General features: G+C 68.7%; 10 protein-coding genes. 3 read left to right on the forward strand and 7 right to left on the reverse strand.

The window, feature by feature from the left end:
- Positions 1 to 23: 23 nt before the first annotated feature.
- From AC56KW_RS22075 to AC56KW_RS22085, 3 genes are all read right to left on the reverse strand, one after another.
- Complete coding sequence (locus AC56KW_RS22075) at positions 24 to 1,835, reverse strand: DUF885 domain-containing protein (protein WP_497172797.1); 1,812 nt, start codon at positions 1,833 to 1,835, stop codon at positions 24 to 26.
- Positions 1,836 to 1,854: 19 nt separating this feature from the next.
- Entirely contained in the window at positions 1,855 to 2,982 is a 1,128-nt protein-coding gene (locus AC56KW_RS22080) for a branched-chain amino acid ABC transporter substrate-binding protein (RefSeq protein WP_497172798.1), read from the reverse strand.
- Positions 2,983 to 3,075: 93 nt separating this feature from the next.
- Positions 3,076 to 3,561 carry an Lrp/AsnC family transcriptional regulator gene (locus AC56KW_RS22085; protein ID WP_497172799.1) on the reverse strand — a complete coding sequence of 162 codons (486 nt, stop codon included), beginning with the start codon at positions 3,559 to 3,561 and terminating at the stop codon, positions 3,076 to 3,078.
- Positions 3,562 to 3,713: 152 nt separating this feature from the next.
- Between AC56KW_RS22085 and AC56KW_RS22090 the strand changes: the two genes are divergently transcribed.
- The 3 genes from AC56KW_RS22090 to AC56KW_RS22100 all read left to right on the forward strand — a co-directional run bounded on the left by AC56KW_RS22090 (position 3,714) and on the right by AC56KW_RS22100 (position 14,482).
- Positions 3,714 to 5,267, forward strand: coding sequence for an aminotransferase class V-fold PLP-dependent enzyme (locus AC56KW_RS22090; RefSeq protein WP_497172800.1), 1,554 nt, complete (start codon positions 3,714 to 3,716; stop codon positions 5,265 to 5,267).
- A 192-nt stretch (positions 5,268 to 5,459) separates the two neighbouring features.
- Entirely contained in the window at positions 5,460 to 13,616 is an 8,157-nt protein-coding gene (locus AC56KW_RS22095) for a GH36-type glycosyl hydrolase domain-containing protein (RefSeq protein ID WP_497172801.1), read from the forward strand.
- On the forward strand, positions 13,613 to 14,482 hold the full coding sequence (locus AC56KW_RS22100) for an outer envelope protein (RefSeq protein ID WP_497172802.1): 870 nt from the start codon (positions 13,613 to 13,615) through the stop codon (positions 14,480 to 14,482). The genes AC56KW_RS22095 and AC56KW_RS22100 overlap by 4 nt, the downstream gene beginning before the upstream one ends.
- A 65-nt stretch (positions 14,483 to 14,547) precedes the next feature.
- On the opposite strand, the gene AC56KW_RS22105 is transcribed toward AC56KW_RS22100, so the two are convergent.
- The 4 genes from AC56KW_RS22105 to AC56KW_RS22120 all read right to left on the reverse strand — a co-directional run bounded on the left by AC56KW_RS22105 (position 14,548) and on the right by AC56KW_RS22120 (position 18,996).
- A complete protein-coding gene (locus AC56KW_RS22105) occupies positions 14,548 to 16,887 on the reverse strand; it encodes a GH92 family glycosyl hydrolase (RefSeq protein ID WP_497172803.1) in 2,340 nt (779 codons plus the stop codon).
- A gap of 133 nt (positions 16,888 to 17,020) precedes the next feature.
- Positions 17,021 to 17,431: a RidA family protein gene (locus AC56KW_RS22110; RefSeq protein ID WP_497172804.1), complete on the reverse strand. Its 411-nt coding sequence runs from the start codon at positions 17,429 to 17,431 to the stop codon at positions 17,021 to 17,023.
- Between the two features lie 74 nt (positions 17,432 to 17,505).
- Positions 17,506 to 18,408: a LysR family transcriptional regulator gene (locus AC56KW_RS22115; protein WP_497172805.1), complete on the reverse strand. Its 903-nt coding sequence runs from the start codon at positions 18,406 to 18,408 to the stop codon at positions 17,506 to 17,508.
- Positions 18,409 to 18,423: 15 nt separating this feature from the next.
- Positions 18,424 to 18,996, reverse strand: a complete 573-nt coding sequence (locus tag AC56KW_RS22120; RefSeq protein WP_497172806.1) for a YdeI/OmpD-associated family protein — start codon at positions 18,994 to 18,996, stop codon at positions 18,424 to 18,426.
- Positions 18,997 to 19,149: the final 153 nt, after the last annotated feature.

Raw genomic sequence — 19,149 nt, forward strand, 5'->3', positions numbered from 1 at the left:
GGAGCAGGAAAGTTCGATCGCGCTTACTTCGACGCCGCGATCCAGCGATCGACCTTCGCCTCGAGCACCGCCAGTGGCAAGGTGCCTTCGTCCAGCACCACCTCATGGAACTTCGGCAGGCTGAACTTATCGCCCAACGCCGCCTGCGCACGCTGGCGCAGTTCCATGATCTTCAGCGAGCCGATCTTGTACGCCAGCGCCTGGCCCGGCATCACCATATAGCGCTCGATCTGTGCGCGCGCCTCCAGTTCCGCATAGCCCAGCGTATCGCGGAAATACTTGATCGCCTGGTCGCGGCTCCAGCCCTTGGTATGCATGCCGGTGTCGACCACCAGGCGCGCGGCGCGCAGCATCTCGTCGTTCAGGTGACCGAAGTAATCCTCGGGCTGCTCGAACAGGCCCATCTCCTTGCCCAGGGTCTCGGCGTACAGCGCCCAGCCTTCGGTAAAGGCGGTATTGCCGCCGAACTTGCGGAAGTTGGGCAGGCCCAGTTCCTGCAGCAGGGCGATGTGGAAGTGGTGGCCCGGCTGGCCTTCGTGCAGGTACAGCGTGACCATGCCGGTGCGGCCATACTTGGTCGGATCGTTCACCACCGACCAGAACACCCCCGGACGCGAGCCGTCCGCCGCCGGCGCCGAATAGTGATCCGAGGCGGTTTCGCGCGTCAGTTCCGGCTCCAGGCGCACTTCCAGCGGCGCCTTCGGCATCAGGGTGAACAGGGCCGGCAGCTTGGTGCGCACCTGGGCGTCCAGCTTCTGGAACACCTCGATCACCTGCTGGTCGGAGGTAAACGGCTTGTACTTCGGCTGCTCCGACACCCATTTCGGCAGGCCGGCGGCCGGGCCGGTGTAGCCCATCCTGGGGCCGATCTTGCCGTACTCGCCCTGGATGCGCGCCACTTCCTTCAGGCCGATGGCGTGGATCTGATCGGGCGTCATGTCGGTCGTGGTCATTGCTGCCACGCGCGCCTTGTACCACTCGGCGCCGTTCGGCAACGCGTTCCAGCCGGCCGTGGTGCGGGTCTGCGGCAGGTAATCCTTCTCGACGTAGTCCGCCAGGCGCTGCAGGGCCGGATTGAGCTTGTCGCCGATCGTCTTGCGATAGGCGTCGGTCAGGCTGCGCTTGTCCGCGGCGGAGAAGCCGGCGGGCAGGTTCTTGATCGGCGAATAGAAGATGCTGTCGTCCGCCTTGGCAGCCACCAGCTGCTTGAGTTGCGGCAGCAGCGACTGGATCGGTTCGCGTGGATGCACGACGCCCAGCTTCACGCCTTCGCGCATGTTCGCGATTGCCTGGTCGATGTACGGCACCATCTGGTCCAGGCGCTGCAGGTAGTTGCGGTAGTCCTTCGGCGTCGACAAGGGCTGCGCGCCTTCGCCCCCGGCGTAGTTCGCGATGAACGCCGGCATGTTGAACATCTGGTCCAGCGGCAGCAGGTGCTCGGGGAAGGCGCCCAGGCGCAGCGCGGTCTCGAGCTCGAACTTGACGATGTCGTAGCTGGCCTGCTCGTGCGCATTCAGGCGCTCGCGCGGGATCGTGGCCAGGCGCTTCAGGTAGCCGCGGTACAGCGCGAACTGAGCCTCGCGGTTCTTCGGCGCGATCGACAGGCCGAGCTGGTCGAAGAAGCGGCCATCGCCGCTCTCGGTCGCCCATACCGGCTCGAAGCGCGCATAGGCTTCATAGTAGTCGTCGACCAGTTTATTGATCGCCTTGCCGGCTTCGGTCGTGGCGACTTTCTGCTTGGCGGGCGTGGCATCGGCCGCGGGTGCGGCTTGAAGCGGGGCGCAGGCGAGCAGGGCGGCCGTTGCCAGCACGCCGAGCCTGAAGTTCTCTCTCATTTTCTTGTCCTTGTGATGGTCAGTAACTGGCCAGCGGCGTCAATGCGCCGTTCTTGAAGGTGTACACCGTCACCGCCGTCTTCTTGAGGTTGCCCTTGGCGTCGTAGCCGTAGGTGCCGACCACGCCCTGGTAGCTGATCGCATGCATCGCGGCGCCGACCTGCTTGGCGTCGACCGACTTGGCCTGCTGGACCGCCTGGGCGATGAATTTGGTCTGGTCGTAGAACGACGGCGCGTAGACGTCCGGATCGCGTCCGAAGCGCTTCTTGTAGCTGGCCAGGAAGGCCGGGCCGCCGGGCTGCTTGGCGACAATGGCGCCGGCCTGCGCGCAGCGTACGTTCTCGCCGACCGCGGCGCCGCCCAGCTTGGCCATCTCGGGGCTGCACAGGGTGTCGCCGCCGAGCAGCGGCACGTTCAGGCCCAGCTGCTTCATCTGGCGCGCCATCGGCGCGCCTTGGGGGGCGTAGCCGCCGAAGAAGATGGCGTCGACCTTCTTGGCGCGCAGCGACGTCAGGATGGCGGCGAAGTCGCTTGCCTTGTCGTTGGTGAACTCGTGGCCGGCGACCTTGATGCCGGCCTTCTGCGCCTGGCGCTTGAACTCCATCGCGATGCCCTGGCCAAATGCCGTGCGGTCGTCGATGACGCCGATGTTCCTGATCTTGAGCTCTTTGGCCGCATAACCGGCGACCGAGGCGCCGACCTGGGTATCGCTGGCCACGATGCGAAACACCGTCGGATAGCCGGCGGCGGTAATCTTGGGGTTGGTGCCGACGGTCGACATCAGGATGCCGTTGTCGTTGTAGACGCGCGAGGCCGGAATCGCCACGCCCGAGTTGTAGGGGCCGAGCACGAACTTGACCCCGGCGTCGGCGAATTTCTGGGCCACGGTCACGCCCTGTTTCGGGTCGCCCGCGTCGTCTTCGGACTGCAGCACGAAGCGCAGCACATTGGCGCCGACCTGGATCTTCTGTGCGTTGAGTTCCTCGATGGCGAGGCGCACGCCGTTTTCATTGTCCTTGCCGGCAAAGGCGTTGGAACCCGATAGCGGGCCGCTCACGCCGATCTTCACGACTTGTTCAGCTGCGGTGGCCTGCCCGGCGAACAACGCCGCCAGCGCCAGCGGCGCCATCTTTATTTTCGATCGCATTCCCTTGGTCTCCGTTGATGTCAACGGCCGCCATCATCGCACGATCGCACGCCGCGCGAAAGCACGCGGGCGGCGTAAAGACTCCGAATAACCTCAGGCCGGCACGCCGTGCGAGATCAGTTCGAGCGGCAGGGCGGTGGTCGACTTGATCTGTTCCATCGAGAAGGCGGACGACACGCCAGTCAGGCGCGCGGTCTTGATCAGCTTCTTGTAGAACCGGTCGTAGCCGGCGATATCGGTCGTGACGACCTTGAGCAGGTAGTCGACGTCGCCGCTCATGCGGTGGAATTCCAGCACTTCGGGTAGCGCGATCACGGCGGCGGCGAAGCGCGACAGCCATTTTTCGTCGTGCTCGGTGGTCTTGACGCTCACGAATACCGTCACCGGCAAGCCGACCTTCTGGCGGTTGACGATGCTGACGCGGCTTTCGATATAGCCATCTTCTTCGAGGCGTTTCACGCGTTTCCAGCAAGGCGTGCTGGACAGGCCGACCTTTTCGCTCAGCCCCGAAATGGAGAGGGTGGCGTCCGCCTGCAAGGCGGCAAGAATCGCACAATCAAACTTATCGAGTGAGTTCATATTCCGCAAAGCGTCATCATGAGAATAATTATTCTATTAACTGCCCACAAATCGAGAAATTTGGGACGTTTCGATCGGCATAACTCCGTACCATATTACTGGACAAGAACGTGTTGTGCGACACCTTTTTTTATGTTTTTGGCAGCTAATCCATGACCACCGAAATCTACCTCGACACCAATGCGACTTCGCCCGTGCTGCCTGCCGCGGCCGCCGCCGCCATGGCCGCGATGCAGGACTGTTTCGGCAATCCGAGCAGCAGCCATGCGACCGGCCTGCGCGCCCGGGCGTTGCGCGAGCGCGTGCGTGCCTGCGCACGGCGAGTCGTGGGCGCGCCAAGCGGACGGCTGATGTTCAACAGCGGCGCCACCGAAGGCATCCAGACCGCGGTGTTGTCGGCGCTGTGCGCGGTGCGCGAGCGGCGCGCGCGTGGCGATGCAAGCGGTAACGCGCTTGCAAACATCGCCTTGGTCGGTGCCACTGAACACAAGGCGGTGTCCGAAAGCCTGGCGCACTGGAACCGCCTGCTCGGCACCGGCCTCGAACTGCGCGTGCTGCCGGTCGACGGTGATGGCCGCCACCGACTCGAGGTGCTGCGCGCGCTGGCGCCGCGCCTCGCTTTCGTGTGCACCATGGCCGCCAACAACGAGACCGGCGTCGTGTCCGACCTGGACGGCATCGCGGCCGTGCTGGTTGATACGGCCAGCCCGGCGCTGTGGATGGTCGATTGCGTGCAGGCGCTCGGCAAGCTGCCGCTGGCGCTGGGCGCGAGCCGCATCGATTACGCGCCATTCTCCGGCCACAAGCTGTATGCACCGAAAGGCATCGGCATGCTGTACGTGCGCGAAAGCGCCCCGTTCACGCCGCTGATCTGCGGCGGCGGGCAAGAAGAAGACCAGCGGTCCGGCACCGAGAACATGCCCGGGATCGCGGCGCTGGGCGCAGTGCTCGAGGCGCTCGAGCGTGGCGACACCTTTCTTGGCGCGGCGGCGCTGCAGGCTTGTCGCATGCGTTTGGTGGACGCCTTGACCGACGCTTTTCCCGACATCGTGTTCAACGCGCCATTGGCGCATGCCTTGCCCACCACGCTCAATTTCTCGGTCCCCGGCGTCACCAGCGCCGAACTGCTGGAATTGTTCGACGCGGCCGGCGTGCGTGTCAGCGCCGGTTCGGCCTGCGCCGCATCGAAGGCCGCACCGAGCTATGTGCTCGATGCGATGGGCATGCCGGCCTGGCGCAGCGCGTCGGCGGTGCGCCTGTCGTTCGGCCCGTTGCTGGACGACGCCACGCTCGACCTGGCGTGCGAGCGCATCGCGCGCTGCGGCGCTGCGCTGGCATTGCCCACTTCACCGGCGGCGCCGGGAGAGGCGGGGCAGGCGGATCCCGCGCTGGACGCCGGCATGGAACTCGATGCGGCGATGGCCCGCGGCTGGCTCGCGGCTCACCCCGACGCCGTCGTGGTCGATGTGCGCTGCGTGCGTGAACACAGCGTGGCCGGTGCGGTGGCGCTGCATGGCCGCGCAGCGCTCAACGTGCCGCTGGCGCGCGTGGCCGAACATGCCAGCGCCTGGCTGGGCGCCGATGCCCGTCCATTGCTGTTCGTGTGCCGCAGCGGCGCACGCAGCGCCCGCGCCGCGCGCACCCTGCGCGCGCTCGGCCATCCGCGCGCCTGCTCGCTGGCCGGCGGATTCGCGCTCGCCGTCTGAGCCTTGCTTGACCGCCTGCCGGCCCGGCAGGCGGTGTGTGTACGCCAGCGCACGGTAACTTCCCGGCCCTTTCCCTAGCATGGAGTCAGCCGTGCGCACCCAGCGTTTTCCGTCTGGTTTCTTGCCCTGAACCGCCCCGGGCGCCCCGTCGTCCGGCGGTCCATCGCGCACGCCTCTGTCCCGAGGTCCCCGTTGAAAGTTAAGAACGACAAGATGCCCGCCGGGCAGCACGCGCCGCTTGGCGCCGGCGCCAAGGCCCTGGTGGCGCTGCTCGCCGCGCAGGCGGAGGGTATCGCGCGTTCCTGCGATGCGCTCGACCGCGCCATGCGCGCCGGCGCCGTCCTGCCGCCGGCCGGCGCACGCCTGCTCGATGGCTACCACCTGCTCGACGCCCAGTTGCGGCTGGCGCGCGCGCAGTTGCGGCCTGTCGTCGCCGACCTGCGCGCGACGGCCCCGGACGGCGCCGCGCGCATCTGGCAGCTGGTGAGCGAGGAGGTCGCGCGCGGCGACGGACAGGTCGATACCGAAGAGCTGGCGCATTATCTGTCCACCAGCCAGGAAGGGCCGCTGCTGCGCATCGCCGAACTGGATGCGCTGCCCGCGCTGCTACGCCTCGCGTTGCTCGATCGGCTGGCCACCCTGGCAACGCGCGCGGCGGCGGCCTGCGCCAGCCGCGCGCGGGCCGCCGCCTGGGCCGCACGTTTCCTCGATACCGCCGAAACCCGCCCCGGCGACCTGGTGCTGCTGTTCGCCGACATGGCGCGCGCTGCGGACACCGACGACGGCGCGTTCGTCGTCGAACTGGCGCGCCGCCTGCAGGGCCGGCGTGCGCCGCTGGCGCAAGTGCTGGACTGGATCGATGCGCGCCTGGCGGACCGGCAGGGCAACATCGCCCAGCTGGCGCAGGGCGAGCGCAGCGAAGAAGCGCAAGACGCCATCTCGGCCGGCAATGGCCTGGCCAGCCTGCGCGCGCTGGGCGGTGTCGACTGGCGCGCTTTCGCCGAGCGCCTGGGTGCGGTCGACGCGTTGCTGCGGGACGACCCGGACGGTAGTTATACGCGCATGGACGGTGCCACGCGCGACCGCTACCGGCACACGGTCGCCCGCCTGGCGCGCACGAATCGGGTGAGCGAGGTCGAGGTGGCGCAGGAAGCCATCGCATTGGCCAGCATCCACCGCGCGCCGGGCGAGGGTGGGCTCGATACGCGGATTCGCCATGTTGGCCACTACCTGGCCGGGCCTGGCCTGGCGACGCTCGAGGCCAGGCTGCGGGGAGGGCGTGGCGCGACAACGCGCGTGCGCGCCACCTTGCAGCGCGTCTCGACCGGCATGCAGATCGCCGCGACCGCGGTCCTGGCCCTGCTATTCACGGGCGCGGGCCTGGTCCATGCCTGGCAGGGCGGGGCTGGGCCGCTGCTGCTGGTATTGATGGGCATCCTGGCGCTGCCGGTCGCCGCCGGGCTGGCGCGTGCGCTGGCTGACATGGCGGGGCGCTGGCTCGCCCGGCCGCAGGCCACGCCGCGCATCGAAGTCGCCGCCGGCATCCCCGAGGATGCGCACACGATGGTGGCGGTGTCGGCCCAGGCGCGCGATGCCGCGCACCTGGTCACGCTGTGCGAAGACCTCGAGGTGCGCTATCTGGGCAATCGCGATCCGCGCCTGCGCTTTTGCCTGCTGCTCGACCTGCCCGACGCGCCTGCAGAAACGACGCCGCTCGATGCCGCGCTGCTGGATGGGGCGCGTGCTGCGATCGAGGCGCTGAACCGCCGGCATGGCGACGAACGGCACGGTCCCTTCATGCTGCTGGCGCGCCCGCGCGCCTGGAGCGAAGACCAGCAGGCCTGGATCGGCCGCGAACGGCGGCGCGGCCAGCTGGCCGACCTGAACGCCTGGCTGTGCGGCGCGCGCGAACGCTTCCTGTTCGCGGCCGGCCATACCGGGGCCGGCGCCGAGATGCGCTACGTGATCGCACTCGATGCCGATACCAGGCTGGCGCGCGACGCCGCGCGCAGCCTGGTGGCGGCGATGGCGCACCCGCTCCAGCGTCCGCTGCAGGACGAAGCGGGCCGGGTGCTGGAAGGGCATGCCATGCTGCTGCTTGACCTCGACACCGCCTTGTCGGCCGGGGGCGCATTGCGTTACGAACGCCTGTGGCCGGACGCGAGTCATGGCTGGGCCGCCATCTACGACGTCGATGCCTGGCGCCGTGCGATGGGCCTCGAGCTGCGCGACGAAGGCCGGGCCGAACCCGGTGCCGTCGAGGAAGACCGCCTGCGCGCCGCCAGCGTGGCCGACCTGCGCCTGGAGGCCGCGCACCCCGGCAGCTACGGCGAACACGTGCTGCGCCGCCATCGCGCCTTGCGCGCCGCCTGGCAAGAGGCGCGCCGGCTGGGGCCCGGCGCCGATGGCTTGCGCGGGGCGCGGGTCCGCTGGCGCCTGTTCGACCATCTGGCCGGGAGCCTGGCCGCGCCGGGCGCGATCGCCCTCCTGGTGCTGTGCTGGAGCCTGCTGGCCGCGCCCGTGTTCTGGACCACGGCGATCCTGGCGCCGGTCTGGCTGCCGGCGCTGCTGGACATGCTGGCGGCGTTGGCAAGCCGTGCCCCCGATGCGCCGCTGCGTCAGCATCTCGATGGCTGGCTGCGCAGCGCGCGCGTGACCCTGGTACGCGCCGCCCTGGCGCTGGCTTTCCTGCCGCATACGGCCTGGGTCGACGCCGATGCGGTCGTGCGCGGCCTGTGGCGGCGCGACGTGAGCCGGCGCAAGCTGCTCGAGTCGCGTCCCGCGGGGCTGGCGCGCGCCAGCAGCGCGATGGACAACAACTGGCGCACGATGTGGTTCGCGCCGCTGCTGGCGGTCGGCGTTGCCGTGCTGCTGACCTTCGCCAACCCTTACGCCCTGTTCGCGACGGCGCCACTGCTGCTGGTGTGGTTCCTGTCGCCGGTGCTGGCCTGGTGGACCAGCCAGCCGGCGCGGCGCGGCATGCGCCTGGCGAAAGGACATACCCTGTTCCTGCGCACCCTGGCGCGGCGTAGCTGGGCCTTCTTCGAACAGCATGGCGTGGGCAGGCACGGGCTGGCGCCGGAAGCCGTGTTCGAGCACGCCGAAGCCACCGTCGACGACCGCCTGTCGCCGGCCGCCATGGGCCTGGGCCTGCTGGCGACCCTGAGCGCGCGCGATTTCGGCTATCTGTCGCTGGGCGGCTTGCTTGAACGCACGGAACGATCGCTGGCGTCGATGGCGCTGCTGGAACGCTGGAACGGCCACTTCCTGCACTGGTACGACGGCGTCAGGCTCGGCCCGGTCGAACCGGCGTATGTCGACACCGCCGCCAGCGGCGGCCTGGTGCTGGCGCTGCGCACTTTCGCCGCCGGCCTCGATGAATTGCCGGACCGGCCCATCCTCGACGCCGCCGCGCTGGATGGCATCCGCGCCACGCTGCTGGTGGTGCGCGAACATGTCCCGCCCGGCCTGGCGCCGGCGCTGGACGCGGTCGACGCGGCGCTGGCGCCCGGAAGCTGTCGCGCCACCGACACCCTGCCGGGCCTGGCCGACTGCCTGCGCGCTGTGTCCGCGAAAGCGGCCGAGCTGGATGCCGGCCTGGCTCCCGACGCCGACCCCGCGCTGCGCGCCTGGACCGCGCGCCTGGCGCGCCAGTGCGAGGCGCAGCTGCAAGACCTGTATGCGCTGACGCCGTGGACCCGCGCGGCGCAGGAATACGTGTTCGACGCCAGCCTGACCCACATCCCGACCTTGCGTGAGCTGGCGGCGCTGGCGCCGCCGTCCGGCAACGAGGGCCTGGCCCAGCTGGTCGAGGCGGGCAGTGCCTGCGCGCGCGAACGCCTGGACCGGATCGTGGCCCTGGCGGTGCGGGCGCGGGCAGCGGCGCGCGCAGAGTTTGGCGCGCTGGTCGACCCCGCCAGCGGCCACCTGGCCGCGGGTTGCTACGTGCGCGACAAGCGACTGGATAGTGACAGCTGCGACCTGCTGGCCTCCGAGGCGCGCATGGCCAGCTTCGCCGCCGTCGCCCAGAACCAGCTGCCGCAGGGGCACTGGTGGTTGCTCGGCCGCCCGCTGAGGATGACCGGCGCCGGCGCGCTGCTGCTGTCGCGCGCCGGCGCCTTGGCCGACGTGCTGGCGCCACAACTCATCATGCCATCCTGGCGCGACACGCTGCTTGACGATGCCGGCCAGGCGCTGGTGCGCCTGCAGGCCGCCCACGCCAAGAATAATGGTCTGGTGTGGGGTTACACGGAATCGGGTTGCAATGCGGTCGATGCGGCGGCGCGCTATCGCGTCCAGCATTTCGGCCTGAATGCCGCGGCCCTGAGGCGGCGCCCGGACGATGACCTGGTCGCCGCGCCCCACGGCGCCGCGCTGGCGCTGGCCGTGGCGCCGGCGCTGGCGGCCAGCAATCTGCGCCGCATGGCCGAGCAGGGCCTGTTGGGCGAGACCGGTTTCTATGAAGCGCTCGAGTATGCGCCGGCGCGCCTGCCGCAGGGCGAGCGCCAGGTGGTGGTGCGGGCCCAGCTGGCACGGCACCAGGCGTCAACGCTGCTGGCGCTGGCGTGCCATTTGCAGGGCGAACCGATGCAGCGCCGCTTCCAGCGCGACCCTGAACTGCGCGCCGCATTCGGCCTGCTGCAGGAAGCGTCGCCTGGCTCCGGCGCCGAGCCGCCCCTGCGCTTCGATGCGGGCGTGGCCGCCGGCGGCATTGCAGCGACCCGTCCCTATTCGCGCGTGCTCAAGCCGGATGCGTCGCCGCTGCCCGAAGTCCAGCTGCTGTCGAATGGCCGCTACCACCTGGCGCTGGACAGCGCCGGGGCCGCCGTCAGCAACTGGGAAGGCCTGCGGCTGACGCGCGCCGGTCACGGCGAGACGGGATTGGCCTGCCATGTGCGCGACAGCGCCACCGGCGCCACCTGGGCCAACGTCGTGCTGGCCGGCGCGGCCCCGCCCGACGAGGTCGAGGCGGTGCTGGCCGAAGGGCGGGCCAGTCTGCGCCGCGTGGACCACGGCATCGAGATGCGCACCGATGCGGTGGTGGCGCCTGGCGACGACGTCGAGCTGCGCCGCATCCGCATCGTCAACCGCGCACCTGAACCGCGCACGCTGGAGCTGACCAGTTGCATGGCGCTGGCCGGGCCACCACTGGAAGAGGGGGGGCGCAGCAGCATCCGGATCGAGTTCGATGGCGCCACCGACAGCCTGCTGTGCTTGACCGCGCCGGACGCACCCGTGCTCGTGCACCGCATGACCGTGCGCGAGGCGGCGGGCCAGCCCAGCGTGGAAACGAGCCGTGCGCGCTTCATCGGCCGTGGCCATGCGCTTCACCTGCCGCAGGCCGTGGTCCAGGGCGGCGCGCTGCCCGGCGTGGATCCGGAACCCGACGAAGCGCTGCTGGCGCTGCGGCGCACGGTGACCCTGGCGCCCGAGCAGGAAGTCACGGTCGACCTGGTGCTGGGCGCCGCCTCCAGCCGGGCGCTGGCGCGCGAGCTGGCGGCGCGCTACGGCGCCGGACATGAGGTCGACCACGCGATCGAGGCCGCCTGGACCCTGGCCCAGGCCGAGCTGCGCCGCGTCGAGCTGGGAGAGGCCGATGCGCAGGCGATCAATCGCCTGGCCGGCTGCCTGCTGCAGCCGATGCTGGCGCTGCGCGCCGATCCGGCCATCATCGCCCGCAACCTGCGCGGGCGGGGCGACCTGCAGGCCTACGGCGTCCTGGGTGAATTCCCGCTGCTGCTGCTCCAGCTGGGAGCAGGGCCGGATACGGGCCTGGCGCGCCAGTTGCTGCAGGCGCACGGCTACTGGCGCAGCCGCGGCCTGGCGGTCGACCTGCTGGTCTTGTGCGACAGCCGCGCGGTACGCGAGGCGCTGATGCATCTGGCCGTGCCGCTGGTCGATCCATCCAGCTTCGACCAGCCCGGCGGCCTGCACCTGTACCTGAAGGAAGACGTGCCACGCGAAGACCGCATCCTGCTGCGCGCCGCCGCGAGCGTGCTGCTCTTCAGCGAGCGTGGCGACCTGGCCGACCAGTTGCGCCGCGCCGAGCGCGCCAGCAGCGCATCGGCGTCGCCATTCGTGCCCGCCACGCAGGCGCCGGCGTGGGTCGCCGCGCCGCAGGAGCCGGTTGGGCCAGAACTCATGTTCGACAACGGCATTGGCGGCTTCACGCCGGATGGCCGCGAGTATGTGGTGCGCAGCAGCCCAGAAATCGTCGCGCCTGGCGCGCCGTGGGTCAACCTGCTGGCCAACCAGGAGTTCGGCAGCATCGTCTCGGAACGCGGCCATGCCGTCAGCTGGTGCGGCGATCGCGGCACGCGCCTGACCGCCGGCAGCGAGGACGCCGTCGCGCCGCAGGGCGGCGAAGCCTTCTACCTGCGCGACGAGGACGACGGCGCCATTTGGTCGCCGACACCGTGGCCGGCGCCGTCGCCCGGGCCGTACACGACCCGCCACGGCATCGGCTACAGCGTGTTCGAACACCACGCCCACGGCATCCATTCCGAACTGCGCTGCTTCGTCGCCCAGGATGCGCCGCTCAAGTACAGCGTCCTGTGCCTGCGCAACGACAGCGACGCGCCGCGCCGCCTGAGTGCGACCGGCTACCTGGAGTGGCTCCTGGACGACCCGCAGGCGCCGCCCGGCCTGCAGGTGGTGACAGGACGCGATCTGGCCAGTGGCGCGCTGCTTGCCCGCAATGCTTTCGGCATGGCTTTCCACGACAAGGTCGCGTTCTTCCACGTCGACGCCGAGCAGGTCGCCGTGACCTGCGACCGCCAGGAATTCATCGGCTCCCTCGGGTCGATCGCGCGGCCGGCGGCCCTCGTCCGCAGCGGCCTGTCCGACATCGCCGGGGCGGGATTCGACCCGTGCGCCGCGCTGCAGGTCGCCGTCACCCTGGCGCCGGGCGCCACTTGCGAACTGGTCTTCATGCTGGGCGTGGCCGGCCCCGGCGCGCTGGACGCCAGCGCCGTCGTGCAGCAGCATGGCGGTGCGCAGGCGGCCAATGCCGCGTGGCAGCGCCTGCGCGACTGGTGGGACGTCACCCTCGGCGTCGTCACCGTCCACACGCCCGACCCCGCGCTCGACCTGCGCATCAATTGCTGGCTGCCGTATCAGGCCATCAGCGTGATGATGGGTGAACGCGATACCGCCACGCGCCTGCAGTCGGCCCTGGCCTGCGTGCATGCGCGGCCCGAACTGCTGCGTGACGCTCTGCTGCGCGCGGCGCAGGAATACACGATGTCCTCCTGGGTCGAGGACTTCCTGTGGCTGCCTTACGCGCTGGCGCGTTATCTCACCGTCACCGGAGACCATGCGCTGCTGTCGGCGCGCCTGTCGGACCGCGACGACCTGTACCAGCACTGCGTGCACGGCCTGCGCGGCTGCCTGCGCTTCGGGCCGCGCGGCCTGCCGCCGGCGGCGGCGCGCCTGCACGACGAGGGCGTACCGAGCCGCGTCGAGAGCGTCCGCCTGGGCTATTTCATGGCCACCGTGCTGCAGCGCTTCGCCGACGTGGCCGACCGGCGCGGCGACTTCGGTTTCGCCACCACCTGCCGCGGCGCCGCGCTGGCGCTGCGCGCGCAGTGCGAGGAACACGGCTGGGACGGCGACTGGTATCGCTGGACCTGGCTGGACAGCAGCACCGCCCTCGGTTCGATCGCCAACGCCGCCTGCCGCGCCGAGCTGTCGACCCAATGCTGGGCGCTCGAAGCCGGGGCGGAACAGGGGGCGCATGCACTGCACGCAGCCGTACGGCGCCTGGGATCCGATCACGCGCTGCTGCGCTGCGACCCACCGGTCGATGGCGAGTGGAGCGAGCGCGTGGTATCGAGCCCCGGCCAGGATCATCGCGCCACGGCCTGGGCCGCGGCCGGATTGGCGCGGCTGGGCGAACGGGATCGCGCCTGGCAACTGGCGCAGATGCTCGATCCCGCGGCGCGCGGCGACGGTCCACCGTACCTGATGAGCGGCGGCCTGCGCACGATCGCGCCGCACGCGGGCCGCGCCATCGGCGGCCACTTCACCGCCTCGGCCGCATGGACCTGGCTGTTGCTGGTCGAGGCATTGCTGGGCCTGGAGCGGCATGACGTCCGCCTGCACCTGCGGCCGCACATGGCGCCGGGATGGGAAGGCTTCAGCCTGCGCTATCGCCATCGCGGCGCGCTCTATCTGATCACGGTACGCGCCACGGACGGCCCCGAAGTCCTGCTGTTTGACGACCAGCCGTGCCCCGACTGGCGCATCGTGCTGCAGGACGACCGGCGTGACCACAAGGTAGAATTGCGCCTTGCGGGTACGCCGGAGCCGTTCCAGGCGGCGCCCGACGCAAAGGATCGAGAATCATGAACATCGTCATTCGCGCCTTCGGCTGCGGCATCTGCCTGCTGGCCGCGGGTCTCACGGCCAGACCGGCGCAGGCGCTCGACTGGAGCGACACCGCCGTCAGCTGGCGCTACGGCAGCCGCTTCGCCGAACCATTCAATGCCGGGCACATCGACAAGCACGTGCTGGCGCTGACCCACGCCAGCGGCTACAAGTACGGCAGCAACTACCTCAACCTCGACTGGCTCAAATCGGACCGCAACGATCCGCGCTCGCTCGGCGGCGGCTCCGGCGCCGAGGAAGCCTACCTGCTGTATCGCCACACGCTCGACATCGGCGCGCTGAGCGGGCGCGAGCTCCGCTTCGGGAGGGTGAAGGGAGTCGGTCTCACCGCCGGCTTCGACGTGAACACCAAGCGCGACGTCGGCTACAACTCACGCAAGCGCATGCTGGTGGTCGGGCCGACCCTGATGTGGGACGTGCCGGGATTCCTCAGCGCCAGCATTTTCCTGATCCGCGAAAGCAATGCGCCGAGCGGCGCCTTCGCCCCGATCTCCGAGGTGCGCGGACGGTACAAGTACGACAACCACCCCATGCTCAACCTGAGCTGGGGCATTCCGCTGGATGAACGCTGGGCCTTCGAGGGCTATGCCAACTTCATCGCCGAGAAGGGGCTGGATGAAACCGGCAACCCGACCGGGGCCGAGACCAACATCGACATGCAGCTGATGTACGACGTCGGCTACCATGTCGGCCAGAAGAAGAACCGCTTCCGCGTCGGATTCGAATACCAGTTCTGGAACAACAAGTTCGGGAATACCCGCGCGACCACCGGCGGGCGCGGGCAGCGCGCCAGCACACCGATGATCCGCGCCGAATACCACTTCTAGGCTGCTTGCCCGGCCGGGGACTCGGTCGTCGTCGCTGCGCGCGCGCCACGGCGCCGCTCCCTGGATCAATACCTGGTCTGGGTGTAGGGTCGGGCGTCCTGTTCCTTGCCCCAGTCCTTGTTGGGCGTCGACTGCATGGTAAACACCAGTTCGCCGCCAGCCATGATGTCTTCGTGGCGGATGAAGGTGCGGGGCAGGGGCTTGCCGTTCAGGGTCACGCGGCCGACGTAGCCGTTGGCGCTCGAAAGCTTGTCGGCGCGCACCGTGAAGCGCTTCCCGTTCGGCAGGTTCAGGACCGCCTTGTCCAGGAAGGGCCGGCCCAGCACATACTCGTTGCTGCCCGGCGCCACCGGATAGAAGCCGAGCGCGGTGAAGGCGAACCAGGCCGACATCTGTCCCAGGTCGTCGTTGCCCGACAGGCCGTCCGGCCTGTCGCTGTACTGGGTCGCCATGATGTTGGCCAGGCGTTCCTGGGTGCGCCAAGGCGCGCCGGCGAAGTTGTACAGGTAGGCCACGTGGTGCGATGGCTCGTTGCCGTGGGCGTAGTGGCCGATGAGGCCCGAGATGTCTTCCATGTGGGCGTACACGGTCTCGTCTACCTTGGCGTCGAACACCTGGTCGATCTTGCTCACCAGGCCCGCATCGCCGCCCAGGAAGGCGATCAGGCCGGCGTTATCGTGCGGCATATACCAGGAATACTGCCAGGCGCTGCCCTCGGTGTAGTCGCTGCCGAAGTTCGACAGCTCCGGGTTGAACGGCGTGCGGAATTCGCCGGAGGACTTGCGGGCGCGGATGAAGCCGGTCTCCTGGTCGAACACATTGCGGTAGTTCTGGGCGCGCTTGTAGTAACGGCGTGCGATGTCCTTCCTGCCCATCTTCTCGGCCATGCGCGCGATGGTCCAGTCGTCGTAGGCATATTCGACCGTCTTGGATGCCGCTTCTTTTTCGAGGTCGATCGGCACGTAGCCCAGCTTCATATAGTGTTCCAGGCCGCCGTAGGGACCGTATTCGGCGCTGGCGGTCATCGCGGCCAGCGCCTTGTCGGCGTCGAAGCCACGGATGCCTTTCATGTAGGCGTCGGCGATCACCGGCACCGCGTGGTAGCCGATCATGGTCCAGGTTTCCAGGCCGTGGAATTGCCATACCGGCAGGATGCCGTAGGGGCTGTGCTGCTGCGAGGCGATCAGCGAATTGACGAAGTCGGCGTTGCGCTGCTCGGGCGCGACAATGGTCAAGAGCGGGTGCAGCGCGCGGTAGGTATCCCACAGCGAGAAGGTCGAGTGGAAGCGGAAGTTCTTCGCCTTGTGCACCTGGTTGTCCGGGCCGCGGTAGCTGCCGTCCAGGTCCATGAACAACGACGGCGCCAGCATGCTGTGGTACAGGGCGGTGTAGAACTTGGTGCGCATCGGGCCCTCGGCCTCGACCTTCACGGCGCCCAGCGCATCGTTCCAGGCCTTGCCGGCGCGCTCGCGCTCGGCGTCGAAGTCCCAGCCCGGCATCTCGGCCAGGTTGGCGATGGCGTTGTCTTCGCTCACCGCCGACAGCGCGACCTTGACCAGCAGGGCGCCATCGTCCGGCACGCCGAAGTTGAAGTCGGCCATCAACTGCTTGCCTTCGACCATCGCCTTGTCGCCCGGCGTCTTGCCCGGTTGGGCGAAGCCGCGGTAGGGAATCGCTTCTTCGCGGTTCAACAGCTGGCGGGTGTCGATCGGGCGCGAGAACTGGATCGCGAAGTGCACCTGGCGGCCGGGCGCCCAGCCGCGCGTCTCGCGCATGCCGGTGATCGTGGTGCTGTTGCGTACGCGCAGGCGCGCCCACAGGTTCTTCTCGTCGTAGTGGTAGATGCTGGTGCGCAGGTCGAGCAACACCTTGGCCGGCTCGCCGGCCTTGAATTGATAGCGGTGCAGGCCCACGCGCTCGCTGGCGGTGAGCTCGACGTCCACCTCGTGGTCCTTCAGGCGCACGGCGTAGTAGCCCGGTTCGGCCTTTTCCTGGTCGTGAGAGAAGCGCGAACGGTAGCCCGAGAACGGGCGTTCCGGGTAGCCCGGCTCCAGCTTGGTCTCGCCACTGTAGGGCATCAGGAGCACGTCGCCGAGGTCCGAGTGGCCGCTGCCCGAGAAGTGGGTGTGCGAGAAGCCGAGGATCGAACTGTCGGCATGGTTGTAGCCGGCAGCCCAGGGATAGCTCTGGCGGAAATGGCGGTGCTGGGTGTCGGGGCTGAGCTGCACCATGCCGAACGGACGGCTGGCGCCGGGAAAGGTGTGGCCGTCGCCACCGGTGCCGATGAAGACATTCACCGCCTCCGCCGGGCTGCCCGGCGCAGCCGCGTGGAGCGGCGCCGCACTAAACAAAAAAGCCGCGCTGGCGGCGATCGAAAGTTGTCCGAAATGGCGTCTGGCCGTCATGATGTCTCCACACGTGGTGGCAGCGATGCGCGCTGCCTGTCCTAGTTGCATTATGCCCATCCGCAACTTATATGTGGAGTCTGGTTTCGGAGCAATCTCTACCGTGTCTTGAGCGATTTGTTTAGCGAGTTTACTAAACATTCCAGGCGCGGCGCTTGGCGACCGCTTCGATTTCGACCAGCGTATCGGGCGACGCCAGCGAGGCCACGCCGATCCCGGTCAGGGCCGGGCGCGGCAAGCCGAGGTATCGCACCAGGATGGGCGCCACGGTTTCCAGGTGCTCGCCGATCTCGCCGCGCACATAGACGCGCAGTTGCAGGATGTGCTCGACCGAGGAGCCAGCCGCTTCCAGCACGGCGATCAGGTTGCGCGCCGCGCCCTCGGTCTGTTCGGCCAGGGTGGTGTGCCTGACCCTGTATTCGCGATCCCAGTCGACCTGGCCGGACACGAACACCAGGCCCGACTCGTGGTCGATCGTTGCATGGGACAAACCATGCGGGGCGCCGTCGTACAGGGCAGGTGGGTTGATGCGTTCGATGCTCATGCGAAGTCCTTGGCCGGCGAGAGGGATGTTGATGGTGACTGCGCCAGCTTAGGCGAACGGGGGTTGCGCGGCAATCAAGCCCGGCTTGTAGCCGATACAAGGCGCGCCTTGACCCGCTCCAGCAGCCAGGAAAGAAAAGGATCGTTGCGCGCATTCGGATGGTAGGCGGCGACCACGCGATAGCCGGGCGGGTACTTGGGCAGCGCGATCTCGAACACTCCGTCCTGCGGCAGCAGGCGCGCCGGCATGAAGGCGACCAGGTCCGATCCCTTCAGGTATTCGAGCGCCATGAAGAAGGACGGCGCCGAGGCCACCACCCGGCGCCGCAATCCCTGGCGCGCGAACCAGCCGTCGGCCGACCCGGTGAAACTGGCCACGCCCGGATTGGTGACGATGAAGTCATGCTCCACCAGCGCCGCCAGCGGCATGACGCCGCCCTCGGACAGGGACCGGTTGCCGGTGACGCAGCGGTACTGTTCGGTGAACAGCGGCTGCATCAGCAGACCTGGCGCCACATACCCATCCACCGTGAGAATCAGGTCGATCTCGCCCTGGTGCAGCTTGCGGGTCAGGGCGCTGACCTCGATGTCGACCACCGCCACCTTGACCTTCGGCGCGGCGACCCGCAGGTAGCGCACCAGGTCGGCGACGACGATCTTCTGGGTGTAGTCGGTGCCCGAGATGACCAGCGTGCGCTCGGCCTGTTCGGGCCGGACCTCGACCGGCAGCGGAATCGCGTTCAGCTGGACCAGCACCTGGTCGATGTGAGGCGCGATCAGTTTCGCATACGGCGTCGGTGCCATGCCCTGGCCGGTGCGCACGAACAGCGGGTCGCCCAGGATGGTGCGGATCTTCTTCAACTGCAGGCTGACGGCCTGCTGCGACACGTCCAGGTGCTCGGCCGCGGCCGAGATGGTGGCGAAGCGGTTCAGGGCGTCCAGCGTGCGCAGGTGGGTGATTTCGAGCTTGTCGATCATCGTGTGCCGGCCGTCTTACAGGCGCTGGCCGGCGGCGCAGGCATCGATCAGGCGCGCCAGGCGCGCGCTGCGGGTTTCCTGTCTCTTCGCGCTGGTGATCCAGTGCAGGACGGTCGCACGGTAGCCGGGTGGGCAGGCGCAGAAGTAGGCCCAGGCCGCCGGCTGCGCCTGGAACACGCCCGCATCCGCGGCGTCAAGTTCGGCCGGCATTGCGCGCTCGTGCGCATAGACGCGCGAACGTTCCTCCGAGCGATGCGCGAACGCCGCTTCTCCGGCCGGCAGCAGCAAGCCCTGCGCACGCAGGACCTCGATCTTGGCGATATTCACCGCACTCCAGATCGACCCCGGTTTGCGCGGCGTGAAGCGAATGCTGTAGCTGTATTCATCAATGCGCCGACGCACGCCGTCGATCCAGCCGTGGCGCAGCGCCTGATCGACCGATTCCGGCCAGCTCATGGAGGGCCGGCCGCTGCCGACCTTGTGGAAACCAACCAGCAGTTCGGTGGCGCTGGCGGCATGTGCGGCGAGCCAGGCGCCGAAGGACTCGGCGTTCTCGAAATAGACGGGGGCTGGGGTGCGCAACGGCATGGGAACTTCCTGATCATGAGAGAGCCCATCAACCTTAACCGGCGGCCGTGCGCCTCGCAAGTTGTCTCTTTGAAATCGATCAAAGAGCGAGAGTGGAGTGGCCATTTTTGCAAGATATTGCGCAATATGTTCACAGCATAAAATTGCAAAAAT

The organism is Telluria sp. RT2P19, from assembly GCF_059685725.1.

Excerpts from the sequence above, each read along its gene's own strand:
- AC56KW_RS22105 (WP_497172803.1), bottom strand. The coding sequence starts at position 16,887 with ATGACGGCCAGACGCCATTTCGGACAACTTTCGATCGCCGCCAGCGCG.
- AC56KW_RS22110 (WP_497172804.1), bottom strand. The coding sequence starts at position 17,431 with ATGAGCATCGAACGCATCAACCCACCTGCCCTGTACGACGGCGCCCCG.
- AC56KW_RS22085 (WP_497172799.1), bottom strand. The coding sequence starts at position 3,561 with ATGAACTCACTCGATAAGTTTGATTGTGCGATTCTTGCCGCCTTGCAG.
- AC56KW_RS22090 (WP_497172800.1), top strand. The coding sequence starts at position 3,714 with ATGACCACCGAAATCTACCTCGACACCAATGCGACTTCGCCCGTGCTG.
- AC56KW_RS22115 (WP_497172805.1), bottom strand. The coding sequence starts at position 18,408 with ATGATCGACAAGCTCGAAATCACCCACCTGCGCACGCTGGACGCCCTG.
- AC56KW_RS22080 (WP_497172798.1), bottom strand. The coding sequence starts at position 2,982 with ATGCGATCGAAAATAAAGATGGCGCCGCTGGCGCTGGCGGCGTTGTTC.
- AC56KW_RS22120 (WP_497172806.1), bottom strand. The coding sequence starts at position 18,996 with ATGCCGTTGCGCACCCCAGCCCCCGTCTATTTCGAGAACGCCGAGTCC.
- AC56KW_RS22075 (WP_497172797.1), bottom strand. The coding sequence starts at position 1,835 with ATGAGAGAGAACTTCAGGCTCGGCGTGCTGGCAACGGCCGCCCTGCTC.
- AC56KW_RS22100 (WP_497172802.1), top strand. The coding sequence starts at position 13,613 with ATGAACATCGTCATTCGCGCCTTCGGCTGCGGCATCTGCCTGCTGGCC.